Origin of the sequence: Escherichia albertii NBRC 107761 = DSM 17582, assembly GCF_000759775.1 — a bacterium.
GTDB lineage: Bacteria > Pseudomonadota > Gammaproteobacteria > Enterobacterales > Enterobacteriaceae > Escherichia > Escherichia albertii.
The window spans coordinates 30,314-52,163 of record NZ_BBMY01000019.1 but is presented as its reverse complement, the minus strand read 5'-3'; the positions used below and the strand labels follow the sequence as shown (position 1 = coordinate 52,163).

28 protein-coding genes and 2 pseudogenes are annotated in these 21,850 nt (G+C 54.6%); 28 read left to right on the top strand and 2 right to left on the bottom strand.

Annotation, left to right across the window (positions count from 1 at the left end):
* Together EA14781_RS24155 and EA14781_RS05710 are read right to left on the bottom strand one after the other, a co-directional pair.
* Positions 1-108, bottom strand: a pseudogene (locus EA14781_RS24155) (phage portal protein); the annotation flags it as partial.
* Positions 108-1,880, bottom strand: coding sequence for a terminase ATPase subunit family protein (locus tag EA14781_RS05710; RefSeq protein WP_000156857.1), 1,773 nt, complete (start codon positions 1,878-1,880; stop codon positions 108-110). The pseudogene EA14781_RS24155 and the gene EA14781_RS05710, both read right to left, overlap by 1 nt.
* Positions 1,881-2,053: 173 nt before the next feature.
* On the opposite strand from EA14781_RS05710, the gene EA14781_RS05705 reads away from it, so the two are divergent.
* The 28 genes and pseudogenes from EA14781_RS05705 to ogrK all read left to right on the top strand — a co-directional run bounded on the left by EA14781_RS05705 (position 2,054) and on the right by ogrK (position 21,587).
* A complete protein-coding gene (locus EA14781_RS05705; protein ID WP_001085948.1) occupies positions 2,054-2,908 on the top strand; it encodes a GPO family capsid scaffolding protein in 855 nt (284 codons plus the stop codon).
* A 58-nt stretch (positions 2,909-2,966) separates the two neighbouring features.
* Positions 2,967-4,040: a phage major capsid protein, P2 family gene (locus EA14781_RS05700; protein WP_001248590.1), complete on the top strand. Its 1,074-nt coding sequence runs from the start codon at positions 2,967-2,969 to the stop codon at positions 4,038-4,040.
* A gap of 3 nt (positions 4,041-4,043) precedes the next feature.
* Positions 4,044-4,787 carry a phage terminase small subunit gene (locus EA14781_RS05695; protein ID WP_000203418.1) on the top strand — a complete coding sequence of 248 codons (744 nt, stop codon included), beginning with the start codon at positions 4,044-4,046 and terminating at the stop codon, positions 4,785-4,787.
* Between the two features lie 99 nt (positions 4,788-4,886).
* Positions 4,887-5,396, top strand: coding sequence for a head completion/stabilization protein (locus tag EA14781_RS05690; RefSeq protein WP_000988642.1), 510 nt, complete (start codon positions 4,887-4,889; stop codon positions 5,394-5,396).
* Complete coding sequence (locus tag EA14781_RS05685; RefSeq protein WP_000846409.1) at positions 5,396-5,599, top strand: tail protein X; 204 nt, start codon at positions 5,396-5,398, stop codon at positions 5,597-5,599. The genes EA14781_RS05690 and EA14781_RS05685 overlap by 1 nt, the downstream gene beginning before the upstream one ends.
* A gap of 3 nt (positions 5,600-5,602) precedes the next feature.
* Positions 5,603-5,884: a phage holin family protein gene (locus tag EA14781_RS05680; RefSeq protein ID WP_000123123.1), complete on the top strand. Its 282-nt coding sequence runs from the start codon at positions 5,603-5,605 to the stop codon at positions 5,882-5,884.
* Positions 5,884-6,381, top strand: coding sequence for a glycoside hydrolase family 24 protein (locus tag EA14781_RS05675; RefSeq protein ID WP_001144101.1), 498 nt, complete (start codon positions 5,884-5,886; stop codon positions 6,379-6,381). Before EA14781_RS05680 ends, EA14781_RS05675 begins: the two co-directional genes overlap by 1 nt.
* Before the next feature lie 14 nt (positions 6,382-6,395).
* Positions 6,396-6,821: a DNZ54_00345 family protein gene (locus tag EA14781_RS05670; RefSeq protein ID WP_000736574.1), complete on the top strand. Its 426-nt coding sequence runs from the start codon at positions 6,396-6,398 to the stop codon at positions 6,819-6,821.
* Positions 6,809-7,234: an Rz-like lysis system protein LysB gene (lysB, locus tag EA14781_RS25635; protein ID WP_000040636.1), complete on the top strand. Its 426-nt coding sequence runs from the start codon at positions 6,809-6,811 to the stop codon at positions 7,232-7,234. The genes EA14781_RS05670 and lysB overlap by 13 nt, the downstream gene beginning before the upstream one ends.
* Positions 7,134-7,379 carry an Rz1-like lysis system protein LysC gene (gene lysC, locus EA14781_RS25410; RefSeq protein ID WP_225103931.1) on the top strand — a complete coding sequence of 82 codons (246 nt, stop codon included), beginning with the start codon at positions 7,134-7,136 and terminating at the stop codon, positions 7,377-7,379. The genes lysB and lysC overlap by 101 nt, the downstream gene beginning before the upstream one ends.
* A complete protein-coding gene (locus EA14781_RS05655; RefSeq protein ID WP_000917183.1) occupies positions 7,342-7,809 on the top strand; it encodes a phage tail protein in 468 nt (155 codons plus the stop codon). Before lysC ends, EA14781_RS05655 begins: the two co-directional genes overlap by 38 nt.
* On the top strand, positions 7,802-8,254 hold the full coding sequence (locus EA14781_RS05650) for a phage virion morphogenesis protein (protein WP_001001780.1): 453 nt from the start codon (positions 7,802-7,804) through the stop codon (positions 8,252-8,254). The genes EA14781_RS05655 and EA14781_RS05650 overlap by 8 nt, the downstream gene beginning before the upstream one ends.
* A 66-nt stretch (positions 8,255-8,320) precedes the next feature.
* Positions 8,321-8,956 (top strand): phage baseplate assembly protein V, encoded by a 636-nt coding sequence (locus EA14781_RS05645; protein ID WP_001093710.1) that lies wholly within the window; start codon positions 8,321-8,323, stop codon positions 8,954-8,956.
* Complete coding sequence (locus tag EA14781_RS05640) at positions 8,953-9,300, top strand: GPW/gp25 family protein (protein WP_000127164.1); 348 nt, start codon at positions 8,953-8,955, stop codon at positions 9,298-9,300. The genes EA14781_RS05645 and EA14781_RS05640 overlap by 4 nt, the downstream gene beginning before the upstream one ends.
* Before the next feature lie 4 nt (positions 9,301-9,304).
* On the top strand, positions 9,305-10,213 hold the full coding sequence (locus tag EA14781_RS05635; RefSeq protein WP_001121497.1) for a baseplate assembly protein: 909 nt from the start codon (positions 9,305-9,307) through the stop codon (positions 10,211-10,213).
* The gene (locus tag EA14781_RS05630; RefSeq protein ID WP_001285328.1) at positions 10,206-10,736 is read left to right on the top strand and encodes a phage tail protein I; all 531 of its coding nucleotides are present in this window, start codon (positions 10,206-10,208) and stop codon (positions 10,734-10,736) included. The genes EA14781_RS05635 and EA14781_RS05630 overlap by 8 nt, the downstream gene beginning before the upstream one ends.
* 10 nt (positions 10,737-10,746) lie before the next feature.
* Positions 10,747-12,564: a phage tail protein gene (locus EA14781_RS05625; RefSeq protein WP_000104694.1), complete on the top strand. Its 1,818-nt coding sequence runs from the start codon at positions 10,747-10,749 to the stop codon at positions 12,562-12,564.
* Positions 12,564-13,142, top strand: a complete 579-nt coding sequence (locus tag EA14781_RS05620) for a tail fiber assembly protein (protein WP_000144008.1) — start codon at positions 12,564-12,566, stop codon at positions 13,140-13,142. Before EA14781_RS05625 ends, EA14781_RS05620 begins: the two co-directional genes overlap by 1 nt.
* Before the next feature lie 125 nt (positions 13,143-13,267).
* Positions 13,268-13,402: pseudogene (locus tag EA14781_RS24670) on the top strand (IS3 family transposase); the annotation flags it as partial.
* Between the two features lie 68 nt (positions 13,403-13,470).
* A complete protein-coding gene (locus tag EA14781_RS05615; protein ID WP_000869700.1) occupies positions 13,471-14,550 on the top strand; it encodes a hypothetical protein in 1,080 nt (359 codons plus the stop codon).
* A gap of 434 nt (positions 14,551-14,984) precedes the next feature.
* A complete protein-coding gene (locus tag EA14781_RS05610; RefSeq protein ID WP_001286742.1) occupies positions 14,985-16,175 on the top strand; it encodes a phage tail sheath protein in 1,191 nt (396 codons plus the stop codon).
* Positions 16,176-16,187: 12 nt separating this feature from the next.
* Positions 16,188-16,706: a phage major tail tube protein gene (locus tag EA14781_RS05605; protein ID WP_001251402.1), complete on the top strand. Its 519-nt coding sequence runs from the start codon at positions 16,188-16,190 to the stop codon at positions 16,704-16,706.
* Between the two features lie 56 nt (positions 16,707-16,762).
* Positions 16,763-17,038, top strand: a complete 276-nt coding sequence (locus EA14781_RS05600; RefSeq protein WP_001031307.1) for a phage tail assembly protein — start codon at positions 16,763-16,765, stop codon at positions 17,036-17,038.
* A complete protein-coding gene (locus EA14781_RS05595; RefSeq protein ID WP_000143830.1) occupies positions 17,035-17,190 on the top strand; it encodes a GpE family phage tail protein in 156 nt (51 codons plus the stop codon). Before EA14781_RS05600 ends, EA14781_RS05595 begins: the two co-directional genes overlap by 4 nt.
* Positions 17,183-19,630: a phage tail tape measure protein gene (locus EA14781_RS05590; protein WP_000069949.1), complete on the top strand. Its 2,448-nt coding sequence runs from the start codon at positions 17,183-17,185 to the stop codon at positions 19,628-19,630. Before EA14781_RS05595 ends, EA14781_RS05590 begins: the two co-directional genes overlap by 8 nt.
* A 14-nt stretch (positions 19,631-19,644) precedes the next feature.
* Entirely contained in the window at positions 19,645-20,124 is a 480-nt protein-coding gene (locus tag EA14781_RS05585) for a phage tail protein (RefSeq protein WP_000978897.1), read from the top strand.
* Complete coding sequence (locus EA14781_RS05580) at positions 20,124-21,287, top strand: phage late control D family protein (RefSeq protein WP_000882960.1); 1,164 nt, start codon at positions 20,124-20,126, stop codon at positions 21,285-21,287. Before EA14781_RS05585 ends, EA14781_RS05580 begins: the two co-directional genes overlap by 1 nt.
* Before the next feature lie 81 nt (positions 21,288-21,368).
* Positions 21,369-21,587, top strand: a complete 219-nt coding sequence (ogrK, locus tag EA14781_RS22745) for a prophage transcriptional regulator OgrK (RefSeq protein WP_000468308.1) — start codon at positions 21,369-21,371, stop codon at positions 21,585-21,587.
* Positions 21,588-21,850 lie beyond the last annotated feature (263 nt).

The window sequence follows — 21,850 nt, the reverse complement described above, 5'->3', positions numbered from 1 at the left end:
GTCGAGTACCGGCACCGGCTCACCAAAGGTGAATGCCTCCATTTTCGGGGCGCTGGCGGTCATTTTTTTTGCCGCAGGTTGCGGTGTTTTCCCTTTTTTCTTGCTCATCAGTAAAACTCCAGAATGGTGGATGTCAGCGGGGTGCTGATACCGGCGGTGAGTGGCTCATTTAACAGGGCGTGCATGGTCGCCCAGGCGAGGTCGGCGTGGCTGGCTTCCTCGCTGCGGCTGGCCTCATAGGTGGCACTGCGTCCGATGCTGGTCATGGTCTTGCGGATAGCCATAAACGAGCTGGTGATGTCGGTGGCGCTGACGTCGTATTCCAGACAGCCACGGCGGATGACGTCTTTTGCCTTGAGCACCATTGCGGTTTTCATTTCCGGCGTGTAGCGGATGTCGCGCGCGGCGGGATAGAACGAGCGCACGAGCTGGAACACGCCGACACCGAGGCCGGTGGCATCAATACCGATGTATTCGACGTTGTATTTTTCGGTGAGTTTGCGGATGGATTCAGCCTGGGTGGCAAAGTCCATGCCTTTCCACTGGTGACGCTCAAGTATTCTGAATTTGCCACCGGCCACCACCGGCGGTGCCAGTACCACGCATCCGGCGCTGTCGCCACGGTGTGACGGGTCGTAACCAATCCATACCGGGCGGGAGCCGAACGGATTGGCGGCAAACGGCGCATAGTCTTCCCATTCTTCCAGCGTGTCGACCATGCAGCGTTGCAGCTCCTCGAACGGGAACACCGATGCCTTGTCGTCAACAAATTCACACATGAACAGGTTTTTAAAATCGTCGGCGCTGTTTTCGCGTTTGAGCTGCTCAATGTCGAACAGCGTGCAGCCGCCTTTCAGGGCGTCCTCAATGGTGACAATCTGTCGCCACTGGCCGTCCGCACAGAGAAGCCCACCGGCAAGGGCGTTATGACTGACGTCGATTTCCACGCGTTCGGCGGCGCTGGCGCGTCCCCGGTTAAACAGTTCACCCGACCAGAACGGGTAGGCGTCGTGCGCCAGCGTGGACGGGGTGGAGAAATAGGTCGAGCGCAGGTGACTCTGTGAGGCCATACCTGATGCCACCTTACGCAGTACCTGAAAATTCGGGATCCAGAAAATCTCATCGACGTACAGGTCGCCGTTATGACTCTGCGCGGTGTTGGAGTTGGTGCCGAGAAAAATCAGTTTTGCGCCGTTATTGCCCAGGACAATCGGGTCACCGGTCAGGTCAACGTCAACCAGACGGGCAAAGGCGATGATGTATTCGCGGAACACATACGCCTGCGTTTTACTGGCCGACAGAAAAATCTGGTTATGACCGGTTTTCAGGGCACGCAGCAGCGCCTCGCGGGAAAAATAAAACGTCGCGCCAATCTGGCGGGATTTCAGGATATCGCGGATGCGGTGCTCAAGCCCGGCGCGATACCAGTGCAACTGATAGTCGAAAGACTGCTCAAAGAAAATCTGCTCCAGCTTTTCGATGGCCTCGTCACTGAAAAAATTCTTTTTCGGTTTGCGACGCCCGCCTTTGTTGCGGTTAGCGACGTTCGGATTAAGGTCTGCCTCGTTGCCGGTCTGACTGTAACGGTTGACCCGCGCCAGTCGTTCAATCTGGCGTCCGAGCAGGTCAATTTCCTTGAAATCACCGCCGGTTTTCTGCGGTTTGATGATGAGCTGGGTCAGCCGCGCTTCCAGGCTCATTTCGACACGGCTGATGGGGGCAACACTGTCCCAGCCGTCGCGCTGTTTCCAGCTCTGCACCGTCGGGCGTTTCATCTGCAACATGGCGGCAATCTGCGGCACGGAAAACCCCTGCCAGTACAGCAGCGCCGCCTGACGACGCGGGTCGTGTAAAAGAGTGGTGTCTGTGGTGATGGTCATGAATACCTCGCCGTGATAAATACACGGCAAGGCTACTGAGTCGCGCCCTGCGATTCGCTAAGGTGCTGTTGTGTCAGTGATAAGCCATCCGGGACTGATGGCGGAGGATGCGCATCGTCGGGAAACTGATGCCGACATGTGACTCCTCTAATCACTATTCAGGACTCCTGACAATGGCAAAAAAAGTCTCAAAATTCTTTCGTATCGGCGTTGAGGGTGACACCTGTGACGGGCGTGTCATCAGTGCGCAGGATATTCAGGAAATGGCCGAAACCTTTGACCCGCGTGTCTATGGTTGCCGCATTAACCTGGAACATCTGCGCGGCATCCTGCCTGACGGTATTTTTAAGCGTTATGGCGATGTGGCCGAACTGAAGGCCGAAAAGATTGACGATGATTCGGCGCTGAAAGGCAAATGGGCGCTGTTTGCGAAAATCACCCCGACCGATGACCTTATCGCGATGAACAAGGCCGCGCAGAAGGTCTATACCTCAATGGAAATTCAGCCGAACTTTGCCAATACCGGCAAATGTTATCTGGTGGGTCTGGCCGTCACCGATGACCCGGCAAGCCTCGGCACGGAATACCTGGAATTCTGCCGCACGGCAAAACACAACCCCCTGAACCGCTTCAAATTAAGCCCTGAAAACCTGATTTCAGTGGCAACGCCTGTTGAGCTGGAATTTGAAGACCTGCCTGAAACCGTGTTCACCGCCCTGACCGAAAAGGTGAAATCCATTTTTGGCCGCAAACAGGCCAGCGATGACGCCCGTCTGAATGACGTGCATGAAGCGGTGACCGCTGTTGCTGAACATGTGCAGGAAAAACTGAGCGCCACTGAGCAGCGCCTCGCTGAGATGGAAACCGCCTTTTCCGCACTTAAGCAGGATGTGACTGACAGGGCGGATGAAACCAGCCAGGCATTCACCCGCCTGAAAAACAGCCTCGACCACACCGAAAGTCTGACCCAGCAGCGCCGCAGCAAGGCCACCGGTGGTGGCGGTGACGCCCTGATGACGAACTGCTGACCGGCGTCAGTCAGTCCGGGAAAACCTTCACGATTAACCCTTAATTTCAGGAAAAACTATGCGCCAGGAAACCCGCTTTAAATTTAATGCTTACCTGTCCCGTGTTGCCGAACTGAACGGCATCGACGCCGGTGATGTGTCGAAAAAATTCACCGTTGAACCGTCGGTCACCCAGACCCTGATGAACACCATGCAGGAGTCCTCTGACTTTCTGACCCGCATCAACATTGTGCCGGTCAGCGAAATGAAAGGGGAAAAAATTGGTATTGGTGTCACCGGCTCCATCGCCAGCACCACAGACACCGCCGGTGGCACCGAGCGTCAGCCGAAGGACTTCTCGAAGCTGGCGTCAAACAAGTACGAATGCGACCAGATTAACTTCGATTTTTATATCCGCTACAAAACGCTTGACCTGTGGGCGCGTTATCAGGATTTCCAGCTCCGTGTCCGTAACGCCATTATCAAACGCCAGTCCCTTGATTTAATCATGGCCGGTTTTAACGGCGTGAGGCGTGCCGAAACCTCTGACCGCAGCAGTAACCAGATGCTGCAGGATGTGGCGGTCGGCTGGCTGCAGAAATACCGCAATGAAGCCCCGGCGCGCGTGATGAGCAAGGTTACTGACGAGGAAGGTCACACGACCTCTGAGGTCATCCGCGTGGGTAAGGGCGGTGATTATGCCAGCCTCGATGCACTGGTGATGGATGCGACCAACAACCTGATTGAGCCGTGGTATCAGGAAGACCCTGACCTTGTGGTGATTGTGGGGCGTCAGCTACTGGCGGACAAGTATTTCCCCATCGTCAACAAGGAGCAGGACAACAGCGAGATGCTGGCCGCTGACGTCATCATCAGCCAGAAACGCATCGGTAACCTGCCGGCGGTACGCGTCCCGTACTTCCCGGCGGATGCGATGCTCATCACAAAGCTGGAAAACCTGTCCATCTACTACATGGATGACAGCCATCGCCGCGTGATTGTGGAAAACCCGAAACTCGACCGCGTGGAGAACTACGAGTCAATGAACATTGATTACGTGGTGGAAGACTACGCCGCCGGTTGTCTGGTGGAAAAAATTAAGGTCGGTGACTTCTCCACACCGACTAAAGTGACCGCAGAGCCGGGAGCGTAACCGATGACGAGTCCCGCACAGCGCCACATGATGCGGGTCTCGGCAGCGATGACCGCGCAGCGGGACGCCGCCCCGCTGCGACATGCAACTGTCTATGAGCAGATGCTGGTCAAGCTGGCCGCAGACCAGCGCACACTGAAAGCGATTTATTCAAAAGAGCTGAAGGCCGCGAAAAAACGCGAACTGCTGCCGTTCTGGTTGCCGTGGGTGAACGGCGTGCTGGAGCAGGGCAAAGGTGCACAGGATGACATTCTGATGACGGTCATGCTGTGGCGTCTGGATACCGGCGATATTGCCGGTGCGCTGGAGATTGCCCGTTATGCCCTGAAGTACGGTCTGACCATGCCGGGTAAACACCGCCGCACCCCGCCGTATATGTTCACCGAGGAGGTGGCGCTCGCGGCCATGCGCGCCCACGCTGCCGGTGAGTCTGTGGATACCCGCCTGCTGACGGAGACCCTTGCACTGACCGCCACGGCAGACATGCCTGATGAAGTGCGCGCAAAGCTGCACAAAATCACCGGTCTGTTTCTGCGTGACGCTGGTGATGCCGCCGGTGCGCTGGCTCACCTGCAACGTGCGACACAGCTCGACTGTCAGGCAGGCGTCAAAAAAGAGATTGAACGACTGGAGCGGGAGCTGAAACCGAAGCCGGAGCCGCAGCCCAAAGCGGCCACCCGCGCCCCGCGTAAGACCCGGAGCGTGACACCGGCAAAACGTGGACGCCCGAAAAAGAAAGCCAGTTAACAACCGAATGCGCCCCGCGCCAGGGCGGCACGCCGGTCAGTGAGGGTGAATCACCTGACACTGCACCGGCGTCCACCGCCCGACTTTTCAGAGGTAGTCATGATGACGCTGATTATTCCGCGAAAGGAGGCTCCCGTGTCCGGTGAGGGTACGGTGGTCATCCCGCAACCGGCAGGCGACGAGCCGGTGATTAAAAACACGTTCTTTTTTCCCGATATCGACCCGAAGCGCGTCCGGGAACGTATGCGCCTTGAGCAGACCGTCGCCCCCGCCCGTCTGCGTGAGGCCATCAAGTCAGGCATGGCGGAGACGAATGCGGAGCTGTACGAGTACCGCGAACAGAAAATTGCCGCCGGTTTTACGCGTCTGGCGGAAGTCCCGGCGGACGATATCGACGGTGAAAGCATCAAAGTTTTTTACTACGAGCGCGCCGTGTGTGCGATGGCGACCGCATCGCTTTATGAGCGTTATCGCGGCGTGGATGCCAGTGCCAAAGGCGACAAGAAGGCCGACAGCATTGACAGCACCATTGATGAGCTGTGGCGGGATATGCGCTGGGCAGTGGCGCGCATCCAGGACAAGCCGCGCTGCATTGTGAGTCAAATCTGATGAAGACCTTTGCGCTACAGGGCGACACGCTCGACGCCATCTGTGTCCGGTATTACGGGCGCACTGAGGGCGTGGTTGAGACCGTGCTCGCCGCAAATCCGGGACTGGCTGAACTGGGTGCGGTGCTGCCACACGGCACCGCCGTCGAACTGCCCGACGTTCAGACCGCGCCCGTGGCTGAAACTGTCAATCTGTGGGAGTAACGCATGACAGCAGAAGAAAAAAGCGTCCTGTCGCTTTTCATGATTGGGGTGCTGATTGTTGTCGGCAAGGTGCTTGCCGGTGGTGAACCCATCACCCCGCGTCTGTTTATCGGGCGCATGTTGCTCGGTGGTTTTGTCTCGATGGTTGCCGGTGTTGTTCTGGTGCAGTTTCCTGACCTGTCACTGCCTGCGGTGTGCGGTATCGGCTCCATGCTGGGTATCGCCGGTTATCAGGTGATTGAGATTGCCATTCAGCGCCGCTTTAAGGGTAGGGGGAAACCGTAATGCCGGTTATTAACACGCATCAGAATATCGCCGCCTTTCTCGACATGCTGGCCGTGTCCGAAGGGACGGCAAACCATCCGCTGACGAAAAACCGGGGCTATGACGTGATAGTCACCGGACTGGACGGGAAGCCGGAAATTTTCACCGACTACAGTGACCACCCGTTCGCACATGGCCGACCGGCGAAGGTGTTTAACCGTCGCGGTGAAAAATCCACGGCCTCAGGTCGCTATCAGCAGCTTTACCTGTTCTGGCCGCATTACCGCAAACAGCTTGCCCTGCCGGATTTCAGTCCGTTGTCACAGGACAGACTTGCCATTCAGTTGATCCGCGAACGCGGTGCACTGGATGACATCCGGGCGGGACGCATTGAGCGAGCCATTTCACGCTGTCGCAATATCTGGGCGTCCCTGCCGGGTGCCGGTTACGGTCAGCGTGAGCATTCACTGGAAAAACTGGTCACCGTCTGGCGTACCGCTGGCGGCGTACCGGCTTAAACGGAGTAAACACCATGAAGAAATTATCCCTTTCACTGATGCTGAACGTGTCGCTGGCGCTGATGCTGGCACTGTCCCTGATTTACCCGCAGAGCGTGGCCGTCAATTTTGTCGCCGCCTGGGCGATTCTGGCGACGGTTATCTGTGTGGTTGCCGGTGGTGTCGGCGTGTATGTCACTGAGTATGTGCTGGAACGCTACGGGCGGGAGCTGCCGCCAGAATCGCTGGCCGTGAATATTGTCGCGTCGCTGTTTTTGCAGCCGGTGCCGTGGCGCAGACGGGCGGCGGCTCTGGTGGTGATGGTGGCGACGTTTATCTCGCTGGTCGCTGCCGGGTGGATTTTTACCGCGCTGATTTACCTCGTGGCGTCGGTGTTCTTCCGGTTGATACGCACGGCCTGTCGTCAGCGTTTTGAGGGGCGGGAACCATGTCAAAGCTGATGATTGTACTGGTTGTGTTGTTATCGCTGGCGGTGGCGGGGCTGTTTCTGGCGAAGCATGAAAACGCCAGACTGCGCGCTTCGCTGGGCAGGGCGAACAACGTCGCCAGTGAACAGCAGACGACCATCACCGTGCTGAAAAATCAGCTTCATGTTGCCATCACCAGGGCAGATAAAAACGAGCTGGCGCAGGTTGCACTGCGTCAGGAGCTGGAGAACGCCGCGAAGCGTGAAGCACAGCGCGAGAAAACCATCACGAGGTTACTTAATGAAAACGAAGATTTTCGCCGCTGGTACGGCGCTGACCTGCCTGATGCTGTGCGCCGGTTGCACCAGCGCCCGGCCTGCACCGACGCCAGTGATTGTCCACAACGCCTGCCCGAAAGTGAGTCTTTGCCCGATGCCGGGCAGTGACCCGGAGACGAACGGCGATTTAAGTGCCGATATCCGGCAGCTTGAGAACGCGCTGGCACGCTGTGCCAGCCAGGTAAAAATGATTAAACACTGTCAGGACGAAAACGATGCTCAAACCCGACAGCCTGCGCAGGGCGCTGACTGATGCCGTCACGGTGCTGAAAACCAGTCCCGAGATGCTGCGGATATTCGTGGATAACGGGAGTATTGCCTCCACACTGGCGACGTCGCTGTCATTTGAAAAGCGTTACACGCTCAATGTCATTGTGACCGACTTTACCGGTGATTTTGACCTGCTCATCGTGCCGGTGCTGGCGTGGCTGCGGGAAAATCAGCCCGACATCATGACCACCGACGAAGGCCTGAAAAAAGGCTTCACATTTTATGCAGACATCAACAATGACAGCAGCTTTGATATCAGCATCAGCCTGATGCTGACCGAGCGCACGCTGGTCAGTGAGGTTGACGGCGCGCTACATGTGAAGAATATCCCGGAACCCCCGCCGCCGGAGCCGGTCACCCGCCCGATGGAGCTGTATATCAATGGCGAACTGGTGAGCAAGTGGGATGAATGAGTTTAAGCGTTTTGAAGACCGGCTGACCGGACTGATTGAATCGCTGTCACCGTCAGGGCGTCGGCGACTGAGCGCCGAACTGGCGAAACGTCTGCGTCAGAGTCAGCAGCGCCGGGTGATGGCACAGAAAGCCCCGGACGGCACACCCTACGCGCCACGCCAGCAGCAGAGCGCCAGAAAAAAGACCGGTCGTGTTAAGCGAAAAATGTTTGCGAAACTTATCACCAGTCGTTTTTTGCATATCCGCGCCAGCCCGGAACAGGCATCAATGGAATTTTACGGCGGGAAGTCACCGAAAATCGCCAGCGTGCATCAGTTTGGTCTGTCGGAAGAAAACCGGAAAGACGGTAAGAAAATTGATTATCCGGCGCGTCCTCTGCTCGGCTTTACCGGTGAGGATGTGCAGATGATTGAAGAGATTATCCTGGCTCATCTCGACCGTTAGTTGTGCCATTCCCGACACCTCATCGTCACATTGCCGCCGGTATGACCCGGCGGCATCCTTCCCGTTATGAACACTCTCGCAAATATTCAGGAACTCGCGCGCGCACTGCGCAACATGATCCGCACCGGCATTATCGTCGAAACCGACCTTAACGCCGGTCGCTGCCGTGTGCAGACCGGCGGCATGTGCACCGACTGGCTTCAGTGGCTGACCCATCGCGCCGGTCGTTCGCGCACATGGTGGGCACCTTCCGTGGGGGAACAGGTGCTGATTCTGGCCGTGGGCGGTGAACTCGACACGGCGTTCGTTCTGCCGGGGATTTATTCCGGCGATAACCCCGCGCCGTCTGCGTCGGCGGATGCCCTGCATATCCGTTTCCCTGACGGGGCGGTGATTGAGTATGAACCTGAAACCAGCGCACTCACGGTAAGCGGAATTAAAACAGCCAGCGTGACGGCTTCTGATTCTGTTACTGCCACGGTGCCGGTGGTCATGGTGAAAGCATCAACCCGCGTCACTCTGGACACACCGGAGGTGGTCTGCACCAACAGGCTGATTACCGGCACGCTGGAAGTGCAGAAGGGCGGGACGATGCGCGGCAACATTGAACACACCGGCGGTGAACTCTCATCAAACGGTAAGGTACTGCACACTCATAAACACCCCGGCGACAGCGGCGGCACAACCGGGAGTCCTCTATGACAGCGCGTTATCTCGGAATGAATCGCAGTGATGGCCTGACGGTCACTGACCTCGAGCATATCAGCCAGAGTATCGGCGATATCCTGCGCACACCAGTCGGCTCACGGGTGATGCGTCGTGATTACGGCTCGTTGCTGGCGTCAATGATTGACCAGCCGCAGACCCCGGCGCTTGAGTTGCAGATTAAGGTCGCCTGTTACATGGCGGTGCTGAAATGGGAACCCCGCGTCACCCTGTCATCCGTCACCACTGAGCGCAGTTTTGACGGGCGAATGACGGTCACGTTAACCGGCCAGCACAACGACACTGGCCAGCCACTTTCGTTAACCATCCCTGTGAGTTGAAACCATGCCGATTATCGACCTGAACCAGCTACCCGCACCGGATGTGGTCGAGGAGCTGGACTTTGAAACCATTCTTGCCGAACGCAAGGCGACACTGATTTCCCTTTACCCGGAAGACCAGCAGGAGGCGGTCGCCCGTACCCTGACGCTGGAATCCGAGCCTCTCGTCAAACTGCTGGAGGAAAATGCGTATCGCGAGCTTATCTGGCGTCAGCGTGTGAATGAGGCTGCACGGGCGGTGATGCTGGCCTGTGCAGCCGGTAATGACCTTGATGTGATTGGTGCCAATTACAACACCACGCGCCTGACTATCACCCCGGCAGATGATTCGACTATCCCGCCGACACCGGCAGTGATGGAGTCTGACACCGATTATCGTCTGCGTATTCAGCAGGCGTTTGAAGGCTTAAGCGTCGCCGGGTCGGTGGGAGCCTATCAGTATCATGGTCGCAGTGCCGACGGGCGTGTCGCGGATATCTCTGTCACCAGTCCGTCTCCGGCCTGTGTCACCATCTCTGTGCTGTCACGTGAAAATAACGGTGTGGCATCTGAAGACCTGCTGGCGGTGGTGCGCAACGCCCTGAATGGCGAGGACGTCAGACCGGTGGCCGACCGTGTGACCGTGCAGTCTGCCGCCATCGTTGAATACCAGATAAATGCCACGCTTTACCTTTACCCTGGCCCCGAAAGCGAACCCATTCGCGCTGCCGCCGTGAAAAAACTGGAAGCGTATATCACGGCACAGCACCGGCTGGGGCGCGACATCCGACTGTCTGCCATTTATGCCGCTTTGCATGTGGAGGGCGTGCAGCGTGTCGAGCTGGCCGCACCACTGGCCGACATCGTGCTCAACAGTACGCAGGCGTCTTTCTGCACCGAATACCGCGTCGTGACCGGAGGCTCGGATGAGTGATTCGCGCCTGCTGCCGACCGGCTCATCACCGCTTGAAGTCGCCGCTGCAAAAGCCTGTGCGGAAATTGAAAAAACGCCGGTCAGTATTCGTGAGCTGTGGAACCCGGATACCTGCCCGGCAAATCTGCTGCCGTGGCTGGCGTGGGCGTTTTCGGTCGACAGGTGGGATGAAAAGTGGCCGGAAGCGACAAAACGCGCCGTTATCCGCGATGCCTATTTCATCCACTGTCATAAAGGCACTATAGGTGCAATCCGGCGTGTGGTGGAGCCGCTCGGCTATCTCATCAACGTGACGGAGTGGTGGGAAAACAGTGACCCGCCCGGCACTTTCCGGCTCGATATTGGTGTACTGGAAAGCGGCATCACAGAGGAAATGTATCTGGAAATGGAGCGGCTGATTGCTGATGCCAAACCTGCAAGCCGTCACCTTATTGGTCTGAACATTACCCAGGACATTCCCGGCCACCTGTTCGCCGGTGGTGTGGCTTATGACGGCGATGTAATTACGGTTTACCCCGGATAAGTGAGGAATAATGAGCACAAAATTCAAAACCGTTATCACCACTGCCGGTGCAGCAAAGCTGGCAGCGGCAACCGCGCCGGGAGGGCGGAAGGTCAACATTACCACGATGGCCGTCGGGGACGGTGGCGGTCAATTGCCGGTGCCGGATGCCGGACAGACAAAACTTGTTAATGAGGTCTGGCGACATGCCCTGAATAAAATCAGTCAGGCCAATCGACACAGTAATTATATTATCGCAGAGCTGGTCATCCCGCCGGAGGTGGGCGGTTTCTGGACGCGTGAGCTTGGCCTGTACGATGATGCGGGAACGTTAATTGCTGTGGCGAACATGGCCGAAAGTTATAAGCCAGCTCTTGCCGAAGGCTCAGGACGTTCGCAGACCTGCCGCATAGTCATTATCGTCAGCAGTGTGGCCTCAGTGGATCTGACCATCGACACCACAACAGTGATGGCAACGCAGGATTACGTTGATGACAAGATTGCAGAGCATGAACAGTCACGACGTCACCCGGACGCCTCGCTGACCGCAAAAGGTTTTACTCAGTTAAGCAGCGCGACCAACAGCACGTCTGAAACACTGGCCGCAACGCCGAAAGCGGTAAAGGACGCCTATGACCTTGCTAACGGGAAATATACTGCACAGGACGCCAGCACGGGGCGAAAAGGTCTTGTTCAGCTAAGTAGTGCCATCAACAGCGAATCTGAGACGCTCGCAGCAACGCCAAAGGCGGTTAAGACAGCATATGACCTTGCTAATGGCAAATACACTGCACAGGACGCCACCACGGCACGAAAAGGGATTGTTCAGTTAAGCAGCGCCACTAACAGCGATTCTGAAACACTTGCCGCGACTCCAAAAGCGGTTAAAGCCGCGAATGACAATGCAAACGGGCGCGTTCCTGGTGAGCGTAAGGTCAATGGCAAACCGCTGACCAATGATGTCAATATTACATCGCAGGATATTTTTAACGGTCAGAGTATTGGGATTGGTGCAAACCAGAATCTGGATAATTACAAAACGCCGGGACTGTACCATCAGCCACTGAATGCGAATACAAGCGCATCGCTGAAATACCCGGAGAATCTTGCAGGTACTCTGGTTGTGCTTAGAAATGCCGGAATAACACAAATTTACTATGTCTATAACACATCAAGAAGCTATACCCGCAGCCAGTATTCAACGGGTGGCTGGACACCATGGACACCGCAGGATTCATTTCCGGTAGGTGCTCCAATCCCGTGGCCTTCTGATTCAGTACCTACAGGCTATGCCCTGATGCAGGGGCAGGCTTTTGATAAAGCAGCCTATCCCCTGCTTGCAGTAGCTTATCCGTCAGGGGTGATTCCAGATATGCGCGGCTGGACAATCAAGGGCAAACCCGCCAGTGGTCGCGCCGTATTATCACAGGAACAGGACGGAATTAAATCACATACCCACAGTGCCAGTGCATCCAGTACGGATTTAGGGACGAAAACAACCAGTTCGTTTGATTACGGGACAAAAACGGTCAGCACGTTTAACCACGGCACAAAAACGACAAACAATACGGGAGCGCATACACACACTGTCGGTGGTCGTTACGGTGGTGACTCCATCGGGGGTAAACAACGCGTACAGGTATCAGGAACCAACCAGGTGTCAAGCTCTGCGGGAGCACACGCCCATACAGTCGACATTGGTCAGCATAATCACACGGTTGGCATTGGTGCTTACAGCCATTCCATTGCGATTGGCGCGCATAGTCATACCGTCACTGTAAGTGCCACAGGTAATTCAGAGAACACCGTAAAAAACGTTGCGTATAACTATATTGTGAGGCTGGCATAATGACTTTCAGAATGAGTGCAGAGACACAAACTATCCGCGTTTTCAATTTACTTGATGGAACCAATGAATTTATTGGCGAAAGTGACGCATATATTCCGCCGCATACAGGTCTTCCTGCAAACAGTACAGACATTGCACCTCCAGATATTCCGGTGGGTTTTGCCGCCGTTTTCAATGCAGATGAAATGAAATGGGATCTGGTGGAAGACCATCGTGGAAAGACTGTCTATGAAACAAAAACAGGAGCAGCCATTTATATTTCTGAACTTGGCGCATTACCTCCAGACGTGACAGCCATTTCCCCGGATGGGGATTATCAGAAATGGAACGGAAATGCGTGGGTGAATGATGAGAATGCAGAGCGTGATGCGCTTGTCAGAGCGGCTGACTCTCAGAAGAAAGAGCTGGTTGCATATGCAGGTGAAATTATTGCCACGCTGCAGGATGCTGTCGATTTAGATATGGCTACCGAGGAAGAAAGGTTAAGCCTGACACACTGGAAAAAATACCGTGTGCTACTGAATCGCGTTCAGTCGGAAAATACTCCGGATATAGAATGGCCAGAAATGCCGCAATAAATCGTATTAGCTCTGGTGTGAGATTACTCATCTATGGCACAGAGTAAAACCTAATCTGACTGTCCGCTCTGTGCTAGGAGCGGACGTGATGCATATCTGTCACCAAATTTAATGTGCCACTACAAACAGAGTATATAGTTGAATATTATAGTGCTCCCCGGCCTAATGAATATAACGGTGGATTACCGCCGAACGAGTCGGAAAATAGATACTGGAAAAACTCTAAAATCGAGGCCGGTTTTTGCTGTTCTCTACAATAATAATCGGATTTTCCCATGACAAGTTTAATAGTATTTAGGTGCCTGAAGTGAAGTTGAAGAAGCTATTGATGAAAGTTGTGAAAGTGGTAAAGGAGCAGGTTCTAAGTACCGTTATTTCGGGAATAATAGGCATAGCGGCTACAGTAGGGCTTTTCCATTTCACTTCACAGCCAATACGATCTGCTGATGTTCGCGAAAAATTAGTTGAAATGGCTCGGGAGTGCATCCAGCAGCAGCTTGCCACACATTTGGACTCAGTGGCGTTTGACTCAGTGGCTAGCGAGTCTCTCGATCTAAGCACCTCAAACTCCGTTGTAGTCTACGGAAGAGCTGTGAGCACAAATGGTGCCCTTAGCCGTTTCCTGATGGTCTTCGAGCCCTCTGGACAGAGTCTGATAGATAAGGTGGTTGGCAGACCTGGATTCTACGATATTGGGTATTGGGCAATCATCCCAGACGCAGGGGACGACGAGGTTGTGGCTTCTTCAGTAAACATTGAAGACCTCGACAAAGATGGTAACAAGGACATACTAGTCCGCTTAAAGTCAACTTACGCGGATGGTGTATCCAAAGGGCTTCTTATACTTAAAAAGGATATCCATGATGTATGGCATTTGATGGGGCTTCCATCAATGACAGAGATCATGCATTCCATTGCTGCAGGTCAGCCTCCCCAGCCGGAAGGTCTTCACCTTCCACTTCCGGCAATACAATGGTTTAGTAATGACGAAAAACTCAAACCAAAGTCTGATATCAAACAATATCTTAATTGGGAAATTGACGAAGATAACTTGCAGGTCGCTGATTCCACTGGAAATCATTCTTTTTGGATGTTCAGAAACGGCACCAAGATAAAAATGTTCGAGAATGGACAAGCCGGCTACAAGCACTTTGGTGTACTGGTCAACATCAATGATGAAGAGGCGATACAGGGAAGGCATCATCTCATGGTCAGCTTTTTCAAGATAGAGAATAATAGTTTGGTTCCTGATCCGAATTGGAACTGGGCCTATCCCATGTTCTCTATCGGATTAGAGGATAGCCAGGAAGTTGAATTGAGTGAAATGCAGGAAGCGGGCTTACAAGCTCATGTTTCTGGTAGCTCCGTTTTCGGCCTGACAGAGTTTGGGAAAATGGACTCAGATTAATATTCGCTAACCTTACCAACGAAGAGCAGGTCACAGGTATGGCCTAATTATGTTTTCAGAGGAGTCAGGGCTCAAGAATGCCCCCAGATAAGCCATAAATCCTGTAGCGCAAAATCGTCTCAGATGACGCAGAGATATTAAAAACGCCTCAACCTGTTCATCAATTAATTGATAGGTTGAACTGTTAGTTAAACCTTCACCAACAGAAAGGTATGAACTTTTTCGACTCGCTCAAAGCTGGCTGTCAGAGCTGATAGCATTTTGGCTACGTAAATTGTCAGTTGGAAACTGAGCGAGTACAAATCAAGACTGGCGGGTTGATTGCCCGCCTTTTCTTTATCTGTTGTTTCATCCACTGACCAGTCAGGTCAAATAGCGTCTCATGCACTGCCCAACAGAAAATAGTTGCACCCATTAACCACGGAGTTAAACGGATGAGTGACTATCATCACGGAGTGCAGGTGCTGGAGATTAACGAGGGCACCCGCGTCATTTCCACCGTATCCACGGCCATTGTCGGCATGGTCTGCACGGCCAGCGATGCGGATGCGGAAACATTCCCCCTCAATAAACCGGTGCTGATTACCAATGTGCAGAGCGCAATTGCAAAGGCCGGTAAAAAAGGTACGCTGGCGGCGTCGTTGCAGGCCATCGCTGACCAGTCAAAACCGGTCACCGTTGTCGTACGCGTGGAAGACGGCACCGGCGACGACGAAGAAACGAAACTCGCGCAGACCGTTTCCAATATTATCGGCACCACCGACGAAAACGGTCAGTACACCGGGCTGAAAGCCCTGATGGGGGCGGAGTCGGTTACCGGCGTTAAACCACGCATTCTCGGCGTACCGGGACTGGACACCAAAGAGGTTGCCGTCGCACTGGCATCGGTATGCCAGGAACTGAATGCATTCGGGTATATCAGCGCATGGGGCTGTAAAACCATTTCCGAGGCAAAAGCCTACCGTCAGAATTTCAGCCAGCGTGAGCTGATGGTCATCTGGCCGGATTTCCTCGCATGGGATACGGTTACCAGTACCACTGCCACCGCGTATGCCACCGCCCGTGCGCTGGGGCTGCGTGCCAAAATCGACCAGGAGCAGGGCTGGCATAAAACGTTGTCCAATGTCGGGGTGAACGGTGTTACCGGCATCAGCGCCTCTGTATTCTGGGATTTGCAGAAGTCCGGCACTGATGCTGACCTGCTTAATGAGTCAGGCATCACTACGCTGATTCGCCGCGACGGCTTCCGCTTCTGGGGTAACCGTACCTGCTCTGATGACCCGCTGTTCCTCTTTGAAAGCTACACCCGCACCGCGCAGGTACTGGCCGACACGATGGCCGAGGCGCACATGTGGGCTATTGATAAGCCAATTACCGCAACGCTGATTCGCGACATCATTGATGGCATTAATGCCAAATTCCGCGAACTGAAAAACAACGGTTATATCGTGGATGGCACATGCTGGTTCAGTGAAGAAGCCAATGATGCGGAAACCCTCAAGGCCGGAAAACTGTATATCGACTACGACTATACCCCGGTGCCTCCTCTCGAAAACCTGACCCTGCGCCAGCGTATTACTTCCAGATACCTGGCAAGTCTGGTTACCTCGGTTAACAGCAATTAAGGAGCCTGACCGATGGCAATGCCGCGCAAACTCAAGTTAATGAACGTCTTTCTGAACGGCTACAGCTATCAGGGCGTTGCAAAGTCCGTCACGCTGCCAAAACTGACCCGTAAATTCGAAAACTATCGCGGTGCGGGGATGAACGGAAGCGCACCGGTAGACCTCGGCCTTGATGACGATGCGCTGTCAATGGAGTGGTCGCTCGGGGGCTTCCCGGATTCGGTTATCTGGGAGCTTTACGCCGCAACCGGTGTGGATGCCGTGCCGATTCGTTTTGCAGGCTCTTACCAGCGTGACGATACCGGCGAAACGGTGGCCGTCGAGGTGGTCATGCGTGGCCGTCAGAAAGAAATCGACACCGGCGAGGGTAAACAGGGAGAAGACACCGAGTCGAAAATCTCCGTGGTCTGCACCTATTTCCGGCTGACGATGGACGGTAAGGAGCTGGTCGAAATTGACACCATCAACATGATTGAGAAGGTGAACGGCGTCGACCGGCTGGAGCAACACCGCCGCAATATCGGCCTGTGATTTTCATCCGGTCAGCCCGGCTGACCGGTTAACACCGATTCAGAAGTGAGAAAACCATGAACAAAGAAAATGTGATTACCCTGGACAATCCGGTCAAGCGTGGTGAGCAGGTTATCGAACAGGTCACGCTGATGAAACCCAGTGCGGGGACGCTGCGCGGTGTCAGTCTGGCTGCGGTCGCAAACTCCGAAGTCGATGCACTGATTAAGGTGCTGCCGCGCATGACCGCACCGATGCTGACTGAGCAGGAAGTCGCCGCGCTGGAACTGCCTGACCTTGTGGCGCTGGCAGGTAAGGTGGTCGGTTTTTTGTCGCCGAACTCGGTGCAGTGACGTTTCCGAAAAATCTCTCGGTCGATGACCTGATGGCGGATGTTGCAGTGATATTTCACTGGCCGCCATCAGAACTGTATCCCATGAGCCTGACCGAACTCATCACATGGCGCGAAAAGGCGCTCCGGCGAAGCGGAAACACGAATGAGTAACAATGTAAAATTACAGGTATTGCTCAGGGCTGTTGACCAGGCATCCCGCCCGTTTAAATCCATCCGCACAGCGAGCAAGTCGCTGTCGGGGGATATCCGGGAAACACAAAAATCACTGCGCGAGCTGAACGGTCACGCATCCCGTATTGAGGGATTTCGCAAGACCAGTGCACAGCTTGCCGTGACTGGTCATGCACTTGAAAAGGCGCGGCAGGAAGCCGAAGCCCTTGCCACACAGTTTAAAAATACCGAACGACCGACCCGTGCTCAGGCGAAAGTGCTGGAATCCGCAAAGCGTGCGGCGGAGGACTTACAGGCGAAATATAACCGCCTGACGGATTCCGTTAAACGCCAGCAGCGGGAACTGGCCGTTGTGGGAATTAATACCCGCAATCTTGCACATGATGAGCAGGGACTGAAAAACCGTATCAGTGAAACCACCGCACAGCTTAACCGTCAGCGTGACGCGCTGGCGCGTGTCAGTGCACAACAGGCAAAACTTAACGCAGTCAAACAGCGTTATCAGGCAGGAAAGGAACTGGCCGGAAATATGGCCTCAGTGGGCGCTGCCGGTGTGGGGATTGCTGCTGCGGGAACGATGGCCGGAGTTAAGCTGCTGATGCCCGGTTATGAGTTTGCGCAGAAAAACTCAGAATTACAGGCTGTGCTCGGAGTGGCAAAAGACTCCACCGAAATGGCCGCACTACGCAAACAGGCGCGCCAGCTCGGCGATAATACCGCAGCCTCGGCAGATGATGCAGCCGGTGCGCAGATTATTATTGCGAAAGCCGGTGGGGATGTTGATGCCATTCAGGCGGCAACGCCGGTCACGCTGAATATGGCGCTGGCGAACCGTCGCACGATGGAAGAAAACGCCGCCCTGCTGATGGGGATGAAATCCGCCTTTCAGCTTTCAAACGATAAGGTCGCTCATATCGGGGATGTTCTCTCCATGACGATGAACAAAACCGCCGCCGATTTTGACGGTATGAGCGATGCGCTGACCTATGCCGCACCTGTGGCAAAAAATGCCGGTGTCAGCATTGAAGAAACCGCCGCAATGGTCGGGGCACTGCATGATGCAAAAATTACCGGTTCAATGGCGGGGACGGGAAGCCGTGCCGTGTTAAGCCGCCTGCAGGCACCGACGGGAAAAGCATGGGATGCACTCAAAGAGCTTGGTGTGAAAACCTCAGACAGCAAGGGAAACACCCGGCCAGTATTTACCATTCTGAAAGAAATGCAGGCCAGTTTTGAGAAAAACCGGCTCGGTACTGCCCAGCAGGCTGAATACATGAAAACCATTTTCGGGGAGGAGGCCAGCTCAGCCGCCGCTGTGCTGATGACTGCCGCCTCAACCGGAAAGCTGGACAAACTGACCGCTGCGTTTAAAGCCTCAGACGGAAAGACCGCAGAGCTGGTAAATATCATGCAGGACAACCTCGGCGGTGACTTTAAGGAGTTTCAGTCCGCTTATGAGGCGGTGGGGACTGACCTGTTTGACCAGCAGGAAGGCGCACTGCGTAAGCTCACGCAGACGGCCACAAAGTATGTGTTAAAACTCGACGGCTGGATCCAGAAAAATAAATCACTGGCGTCAACCATCGGCATTATTGCCGGTGTTGCACTGGCGCTGACTGGCATCATTGGTGCCATTGGCCTCGTAGCCTGGCCGGTTATCACCGGCATCAATGCCATCATCGCGGCAGCAGGCGCAATGGGGGCAATCTTCACGACGGTTGGCAGTGCCGTTATGACGGCCATCGGGGCGATTAGCTGGCCGGTTGTGGCTGTGGTGGCCGCCATTGTCGCCGGGGCGTTGCTTATCCGTAAATACTGGGAGCCTGTCAGCGCATTCTTTGGCGGTGTGGTTGAAGGGCTGAAAGCGGCATTTGCGCCGGTGGGGGAATTGTTCACGCCACTTAAACCGGTGTTTGACTGGCTGGGTGAAAAGTTACAGGCCGCGTGGCAGTGGTTTAAAAACCTGATTGCCCCGGTCAAAGCCACCCAGGACACCCTGAACCGTTGCCGTGACACGGGCGTCATGTTCGGGCAGGCACTGGCTGACGCGCTGATGCTGCCGCTTAATGCGTTCAACAAACTGCGCAGTGGTATTGACTGGGTACTGGAAAAACTCGGTGTCATCAACAAAGAGTCAGACACACTTGACCAGACCGCCGCCAGAACTCAAGCCGCCACGTATGGCAGCAGTGGTTATATTCCGGCGACCAGCTCTTATGCAGGCTATCAGGCTTATCAGCCGGTCACGGCACCGGCTGGTCGCTCTTATGTAGACCAGAGTAAAAACGAATATCACATCAGCCTTACGGGTGGTACTGCGCCGGGGACACAGCTTGACCGCCAGTTACAGGATGCGCTCGAAAAATACGAGCGGGATAAACGTGCGCGCGCCCGTGCCAGCATGATGCATGACGGTTAAGGAGGTGAGGAAAAATGATGCTCGCGTTAGGTATGTTTGTTTTTATGCGCCAGACGCTGCCACACCAGACCATGCAGCGTGAATCAGATTATCGCTGGCCGTCAAATTCCCGTATCGGTAAACGGGATGCCTTTCAGTTTCTCGGTGTTGGCGAGGAAAACATTACGCTTGCCGGTGTGCTTTATCCCGAACTGACAGGCGGAAAGCTGACGATGACCACGCTCAGACTGATGGCAGAGGAAGGCCGGGCGTGGCCGTTGCTGGATGGTACCGGCATGATTTACGGCATGTATGTCATCAGCAGGGTGAGTGAAACAGGGAGTATTTTCTTTGCAGACGGCACACCCCGGAAAATTGATTTTACGCTGTCGCTCACCCGCGTTGATGAATCACTGGCCGCGCTTTATGGCGATATCGGTAAACAGGCGGAATCGCTCATCGGTAAGGCTGGCAGTATGGCGACCAGATTCACGGGTATGACGGGGGCGGGATAATGCTGGATGCGCTGACATTTGATGCAGGCAGTACGCTGACGCCGGATTACATGCTGATGCTCGACAGCAGGGATATTACCGGCAATATCAGCGACCGTCTGATGAGCATGACCCTGACGGATAACCGGGGCTTTGAGGCTGACCAGCTTGATATTGAACTGAACGATGCCGACGGGCAGGTCGGGCTGCCGGTTCGTGGCGCTGTCCTGACGGTGTATATCGGCTGGAAAGGTTTTGCCCTGGTATGCAAAGGGAAATTCACCGTTGATGAGGTTGAACACAGGGGCGCGCCGGATGTGGTCACTATCCGCGCCCGGAGTGCAGATTTTCGCGGGACGCTCAATTCCCGCCGTGAAGGCTCCTGGCATGACACCACGCTCGGTGCGATTGTTGAGGCGATAGCCTCCCGTAACAGGCTGGAAGCCAGTGTCGCTCCGTCACTGGCCGGAATTAAAATCCCGCACATCGACCAGTCGCAGGAGTCTGATGCAAAATTCCTGACCCGCCTTGCTGAACGCAACGGCGGTGAGGTGTCGGTAAAAATGGGAAAATTGTTGTTTCTCAAAGCGGGGCAGGGGGTGACGGCCAGCGGTAAAAAAATCCCGCAGATTACCATCGCCCGCAGCGACGGCGACCGTCATCATTTTGCGATTGCTGACCGTGGAGCCTACACCGGCGTAACGGCAAAGTGGTTACACACCAAAGACCCGAAGCCACAAAAGCAGAAGGTAAAACTGAAACGCAAAAAGAAAGAGAAACACCTGCGCGCACTGGAGCACCCGAAAGCGAAACCGGTCACGCAGAAGAAAGCGCCAAAAGTACCGGAAGCGCGCGAAGGTGAATACATGGCCGGTGAGGATGACAATGTTTTTGCCCTGACCACGGTATATGCCACGAAAGCGCAGGCCATGCGCGCCGCTCAGGCGAAGTGGGATAAACTGCAACGGGGCGTTGCGGAGTTCTCCATCAGCCTGGCTACCGGTCGGGCAGATATTTACACGGAAACACCGGTTAAGGTGTCAGGCTTTAAGCGCGTCATAGACGAGCAGGACTGGACCATCACTAAGGTGACACATTTTCTGAATAATAGCGGCTTCACGACGTCCTTAGAGCTTGAGGTCAGGCTTTCTGATGTGGAGTACGAAACAGAAGATGATGAGTGATGTTTTTATTTTATCTGTTTGTTTTATAAGGATAAATTAACTAAAATGGCACCATCAACAAAACCGGAAGAGGTGCTCGCGATGTTTCATTGTCCTTTATGCCAGCATGCCGCACATGCGCGTACAAGTCGCTATATCACTGACACGACAAAAGAGCGTTATCACCAGTGTCAGAACGTGAATTGCAGCGCCACGTTCATCACTTATGAGTCGGTACAGCGATACATCGTGAAGCCGGGAGAGGTCCACGCCGTAAGGCCGCACCCGTTGCCATCAGGACAGCAAATTATGTGGATGTAATTACAAACAGAAAGCCCCTCAGTCGAGGGGCTTTTTTGTCGATGTGGTCAATGTGTGGACGTGACCAGAAATAAATCCTTTTATTTCATGTGATTAGATATCAAAAAATGTCACCAATAACTGACATTGCGGTGTTTCTCCAGATGTGGCCCATCTGAGGCCGTGTTGATGCGCAGCTCGCAGGCTGCGTCGAGTCTGTTTTGGCAGTCACCTTAAAGTATAGATAGCTGACAAAAAAGGCTCTGTTGTTAAAAAAGGCCCCA

Bases quoted from the DNA above. Each gene is read 5' to 3' on its own strand.
- EA14781_RS05710 (WP_000156857.1), bottom strand. From the start codon at position 1,880: ATGACCATCACCACAGACACCACTCTTTTACACGACCCGCGTCGTCAG.
- EA14781_RS05705 (WP_001085948.1), top strand. From the start codon at position 2,054: ATGGCAAAAAAAGTCTCAAAATTCTTTCGTATCGGCGTTGAGGGTGAC.
- EA14781_RS05700 (WP_001248590.1), top strand. From the start codon at position 2,967: ATGCGCCAGGAAACCCGCTTTAAATTTAATGCTTACCTGTCCCGTGTT.
- EA14781_RS05695 (WP_000203418.1), top strand. From the start codon at position 4,044: ATGACGAGTCCCGCACAGCGCCACATGATGCGGGTCTCGGCAGCGATG.
- EA14781_RS05690 (WP_000988642.1), top strand. From the start codon at position 4,887: ATGATGACGCTGATTATTCCGCGAAAGGAGGCTCCCGTGTCCGGTGAG.
- EA14781_RS05685 (WP_000846409.1), top strand. From the start codon at position 5,396: ATGAAGACCTTTGCGCTACAGGGCGACACGCTCGACGCCATCTGTGTC.
- EA14781_RS05680 (WP_000123123.1), top strand. From the start codon at position 5,603: ATGACAGCAGAAGAAAAAAGCGTCCTGTCGCTTTTCATGATTGGGGTG.
- EA14781_RS05675 (WP_001144101.1), top strand. From the start codon at position 5,884: ATGCCGGTTATTAACACGCATCAGAATATCGCCGCCTTTCTCGACATG.
- EA14781_RS05670 (WP_000736574.1), top strand. From the start codon at position 6,396: ATGAAGAAATTATCCCTTTCACTGATGCTGAACGTGTCGCTGGCGCTG.
- lysB (WP_000040636.1), top strand. From the start codon at position 6,809: ATGTCAAAGCTGATGATTGTACTGGTTGTGTTGTTATCGCTGGCGGTG.
- lysC (WP_225103931.1), top strand. From the start codon at position 7,134: ATGCTGTGCGCCGGTTGCACCAGCGCCCGGCCTGCACCGACGCCAGTG.
- EA14781_RS05655 (WP_000917183.1), top strand. From the start codon at position 7,342: ATGCTCAAACCCGACAGCCTGCGCAGGGCGCTGACTGATGCCGTCACG.
- EA14781_RS05650 (WP_001001780.1), top strand. From the start codon at position 7,802: ATGAATGAGTTTAAGCGTTTTGAAGACCGGCTGACCGGACTGATTGAA.
- EA14781_RS05645 (WP_001093710.1), top strand. From the start codon at position 8,321: ATGAACACTCTCGCAAATATTCAGGAACTCGCGCGCGCACTGCGCAAC.
- EA14781_RS05640 (WP_000127164.1), top strand. From the start codon at position 8,953: ATGACAGCGCGTTATCTCGGAATGAATCGCAGTGATGGCCTGACGGTC.
- EA14781_RS05635 (WP_001121497.1), top strand. From the start codon at position 9,305: ATGCCGATTATCGACCTGAACCAGCTACCCGCACCGGATGTGGTCGAG.
- EA14781_RS05630 (WP_001285328.1), top strand. From the start codon at position 10,206: ATGAGTGATTCGCGCCTGCTGCCGACCGGCTCATCACCGCTTGAAGTC.
- EA14781_RS05625 (WP_000104694.1), top strand. From the start codon at position 10,747: ATGAGCACAAAATTCAAAACCGTTATCACCACTGCCGGTGCAGCAAAG.
- EA14781_RS05620 (WP_000144008.1), top strand. From the start codon at position 12,564: ATGACTTTCAGAATGAGTGCAGAGACACAAACTATCCGCGTTTTCAAT.
- EA14781_RS05615 (WP_000869700.1), top strand. From the start codon at position 13,471: ATGAAAGTTGTGAAAGTGGTAAAGGAGCAGGTTCTAAGTACCGTTATT.
- EA14781_RS05610 (WP_001286742.1), top strand. From the start codon at position 14,985: ATGAGTGACTATCATCACGGAGTGCAGGTGCTGGAGATTAACGAGGGC.
- EA14781_RS05605 (WP_001251402.1), top strand. From the start codon at position 16,188: ATGGCAATGCCGCGCAAACTCAAGTTAATGAACGTCTTTCTGAACGGC.
- EA14781_RS05600 (WP_001031307.1), top strand. From the start codon at position 16,763: ATGAACAAAGAAAATGTGATTACCCTGGACAATCCGGTCAAGCGTGGT.
- EA14781_RS05590 (WP_000069949.1), top strand. From the start codon at position 17,183: ATGAGTAACAATGTAAAATTACAGGTATTGCTCAGGGCTGTTGACCAG.
- EA14781_RS05585 (WP_000978897.1), top strand. From the start codon at position 19,645: ATGATGCTCGCGTTAGGTATGTTTGTTTTTATGCGCCAGACGCTGCCA.
- EA14781_RS05580 (WP_000882960.1), top strand. From the start codon at position 20,124: ATGCTGGATGCGCTGACATTTGATGCAGGCAGTACGCTGACGCCGGAT.
- ogrK (WP_000468308.1), top strand. From the start codon at position 21,369: ATGTTTCATTGTCCTTTATGCCAGCATGCCGCACATGCGCGTACAAGT.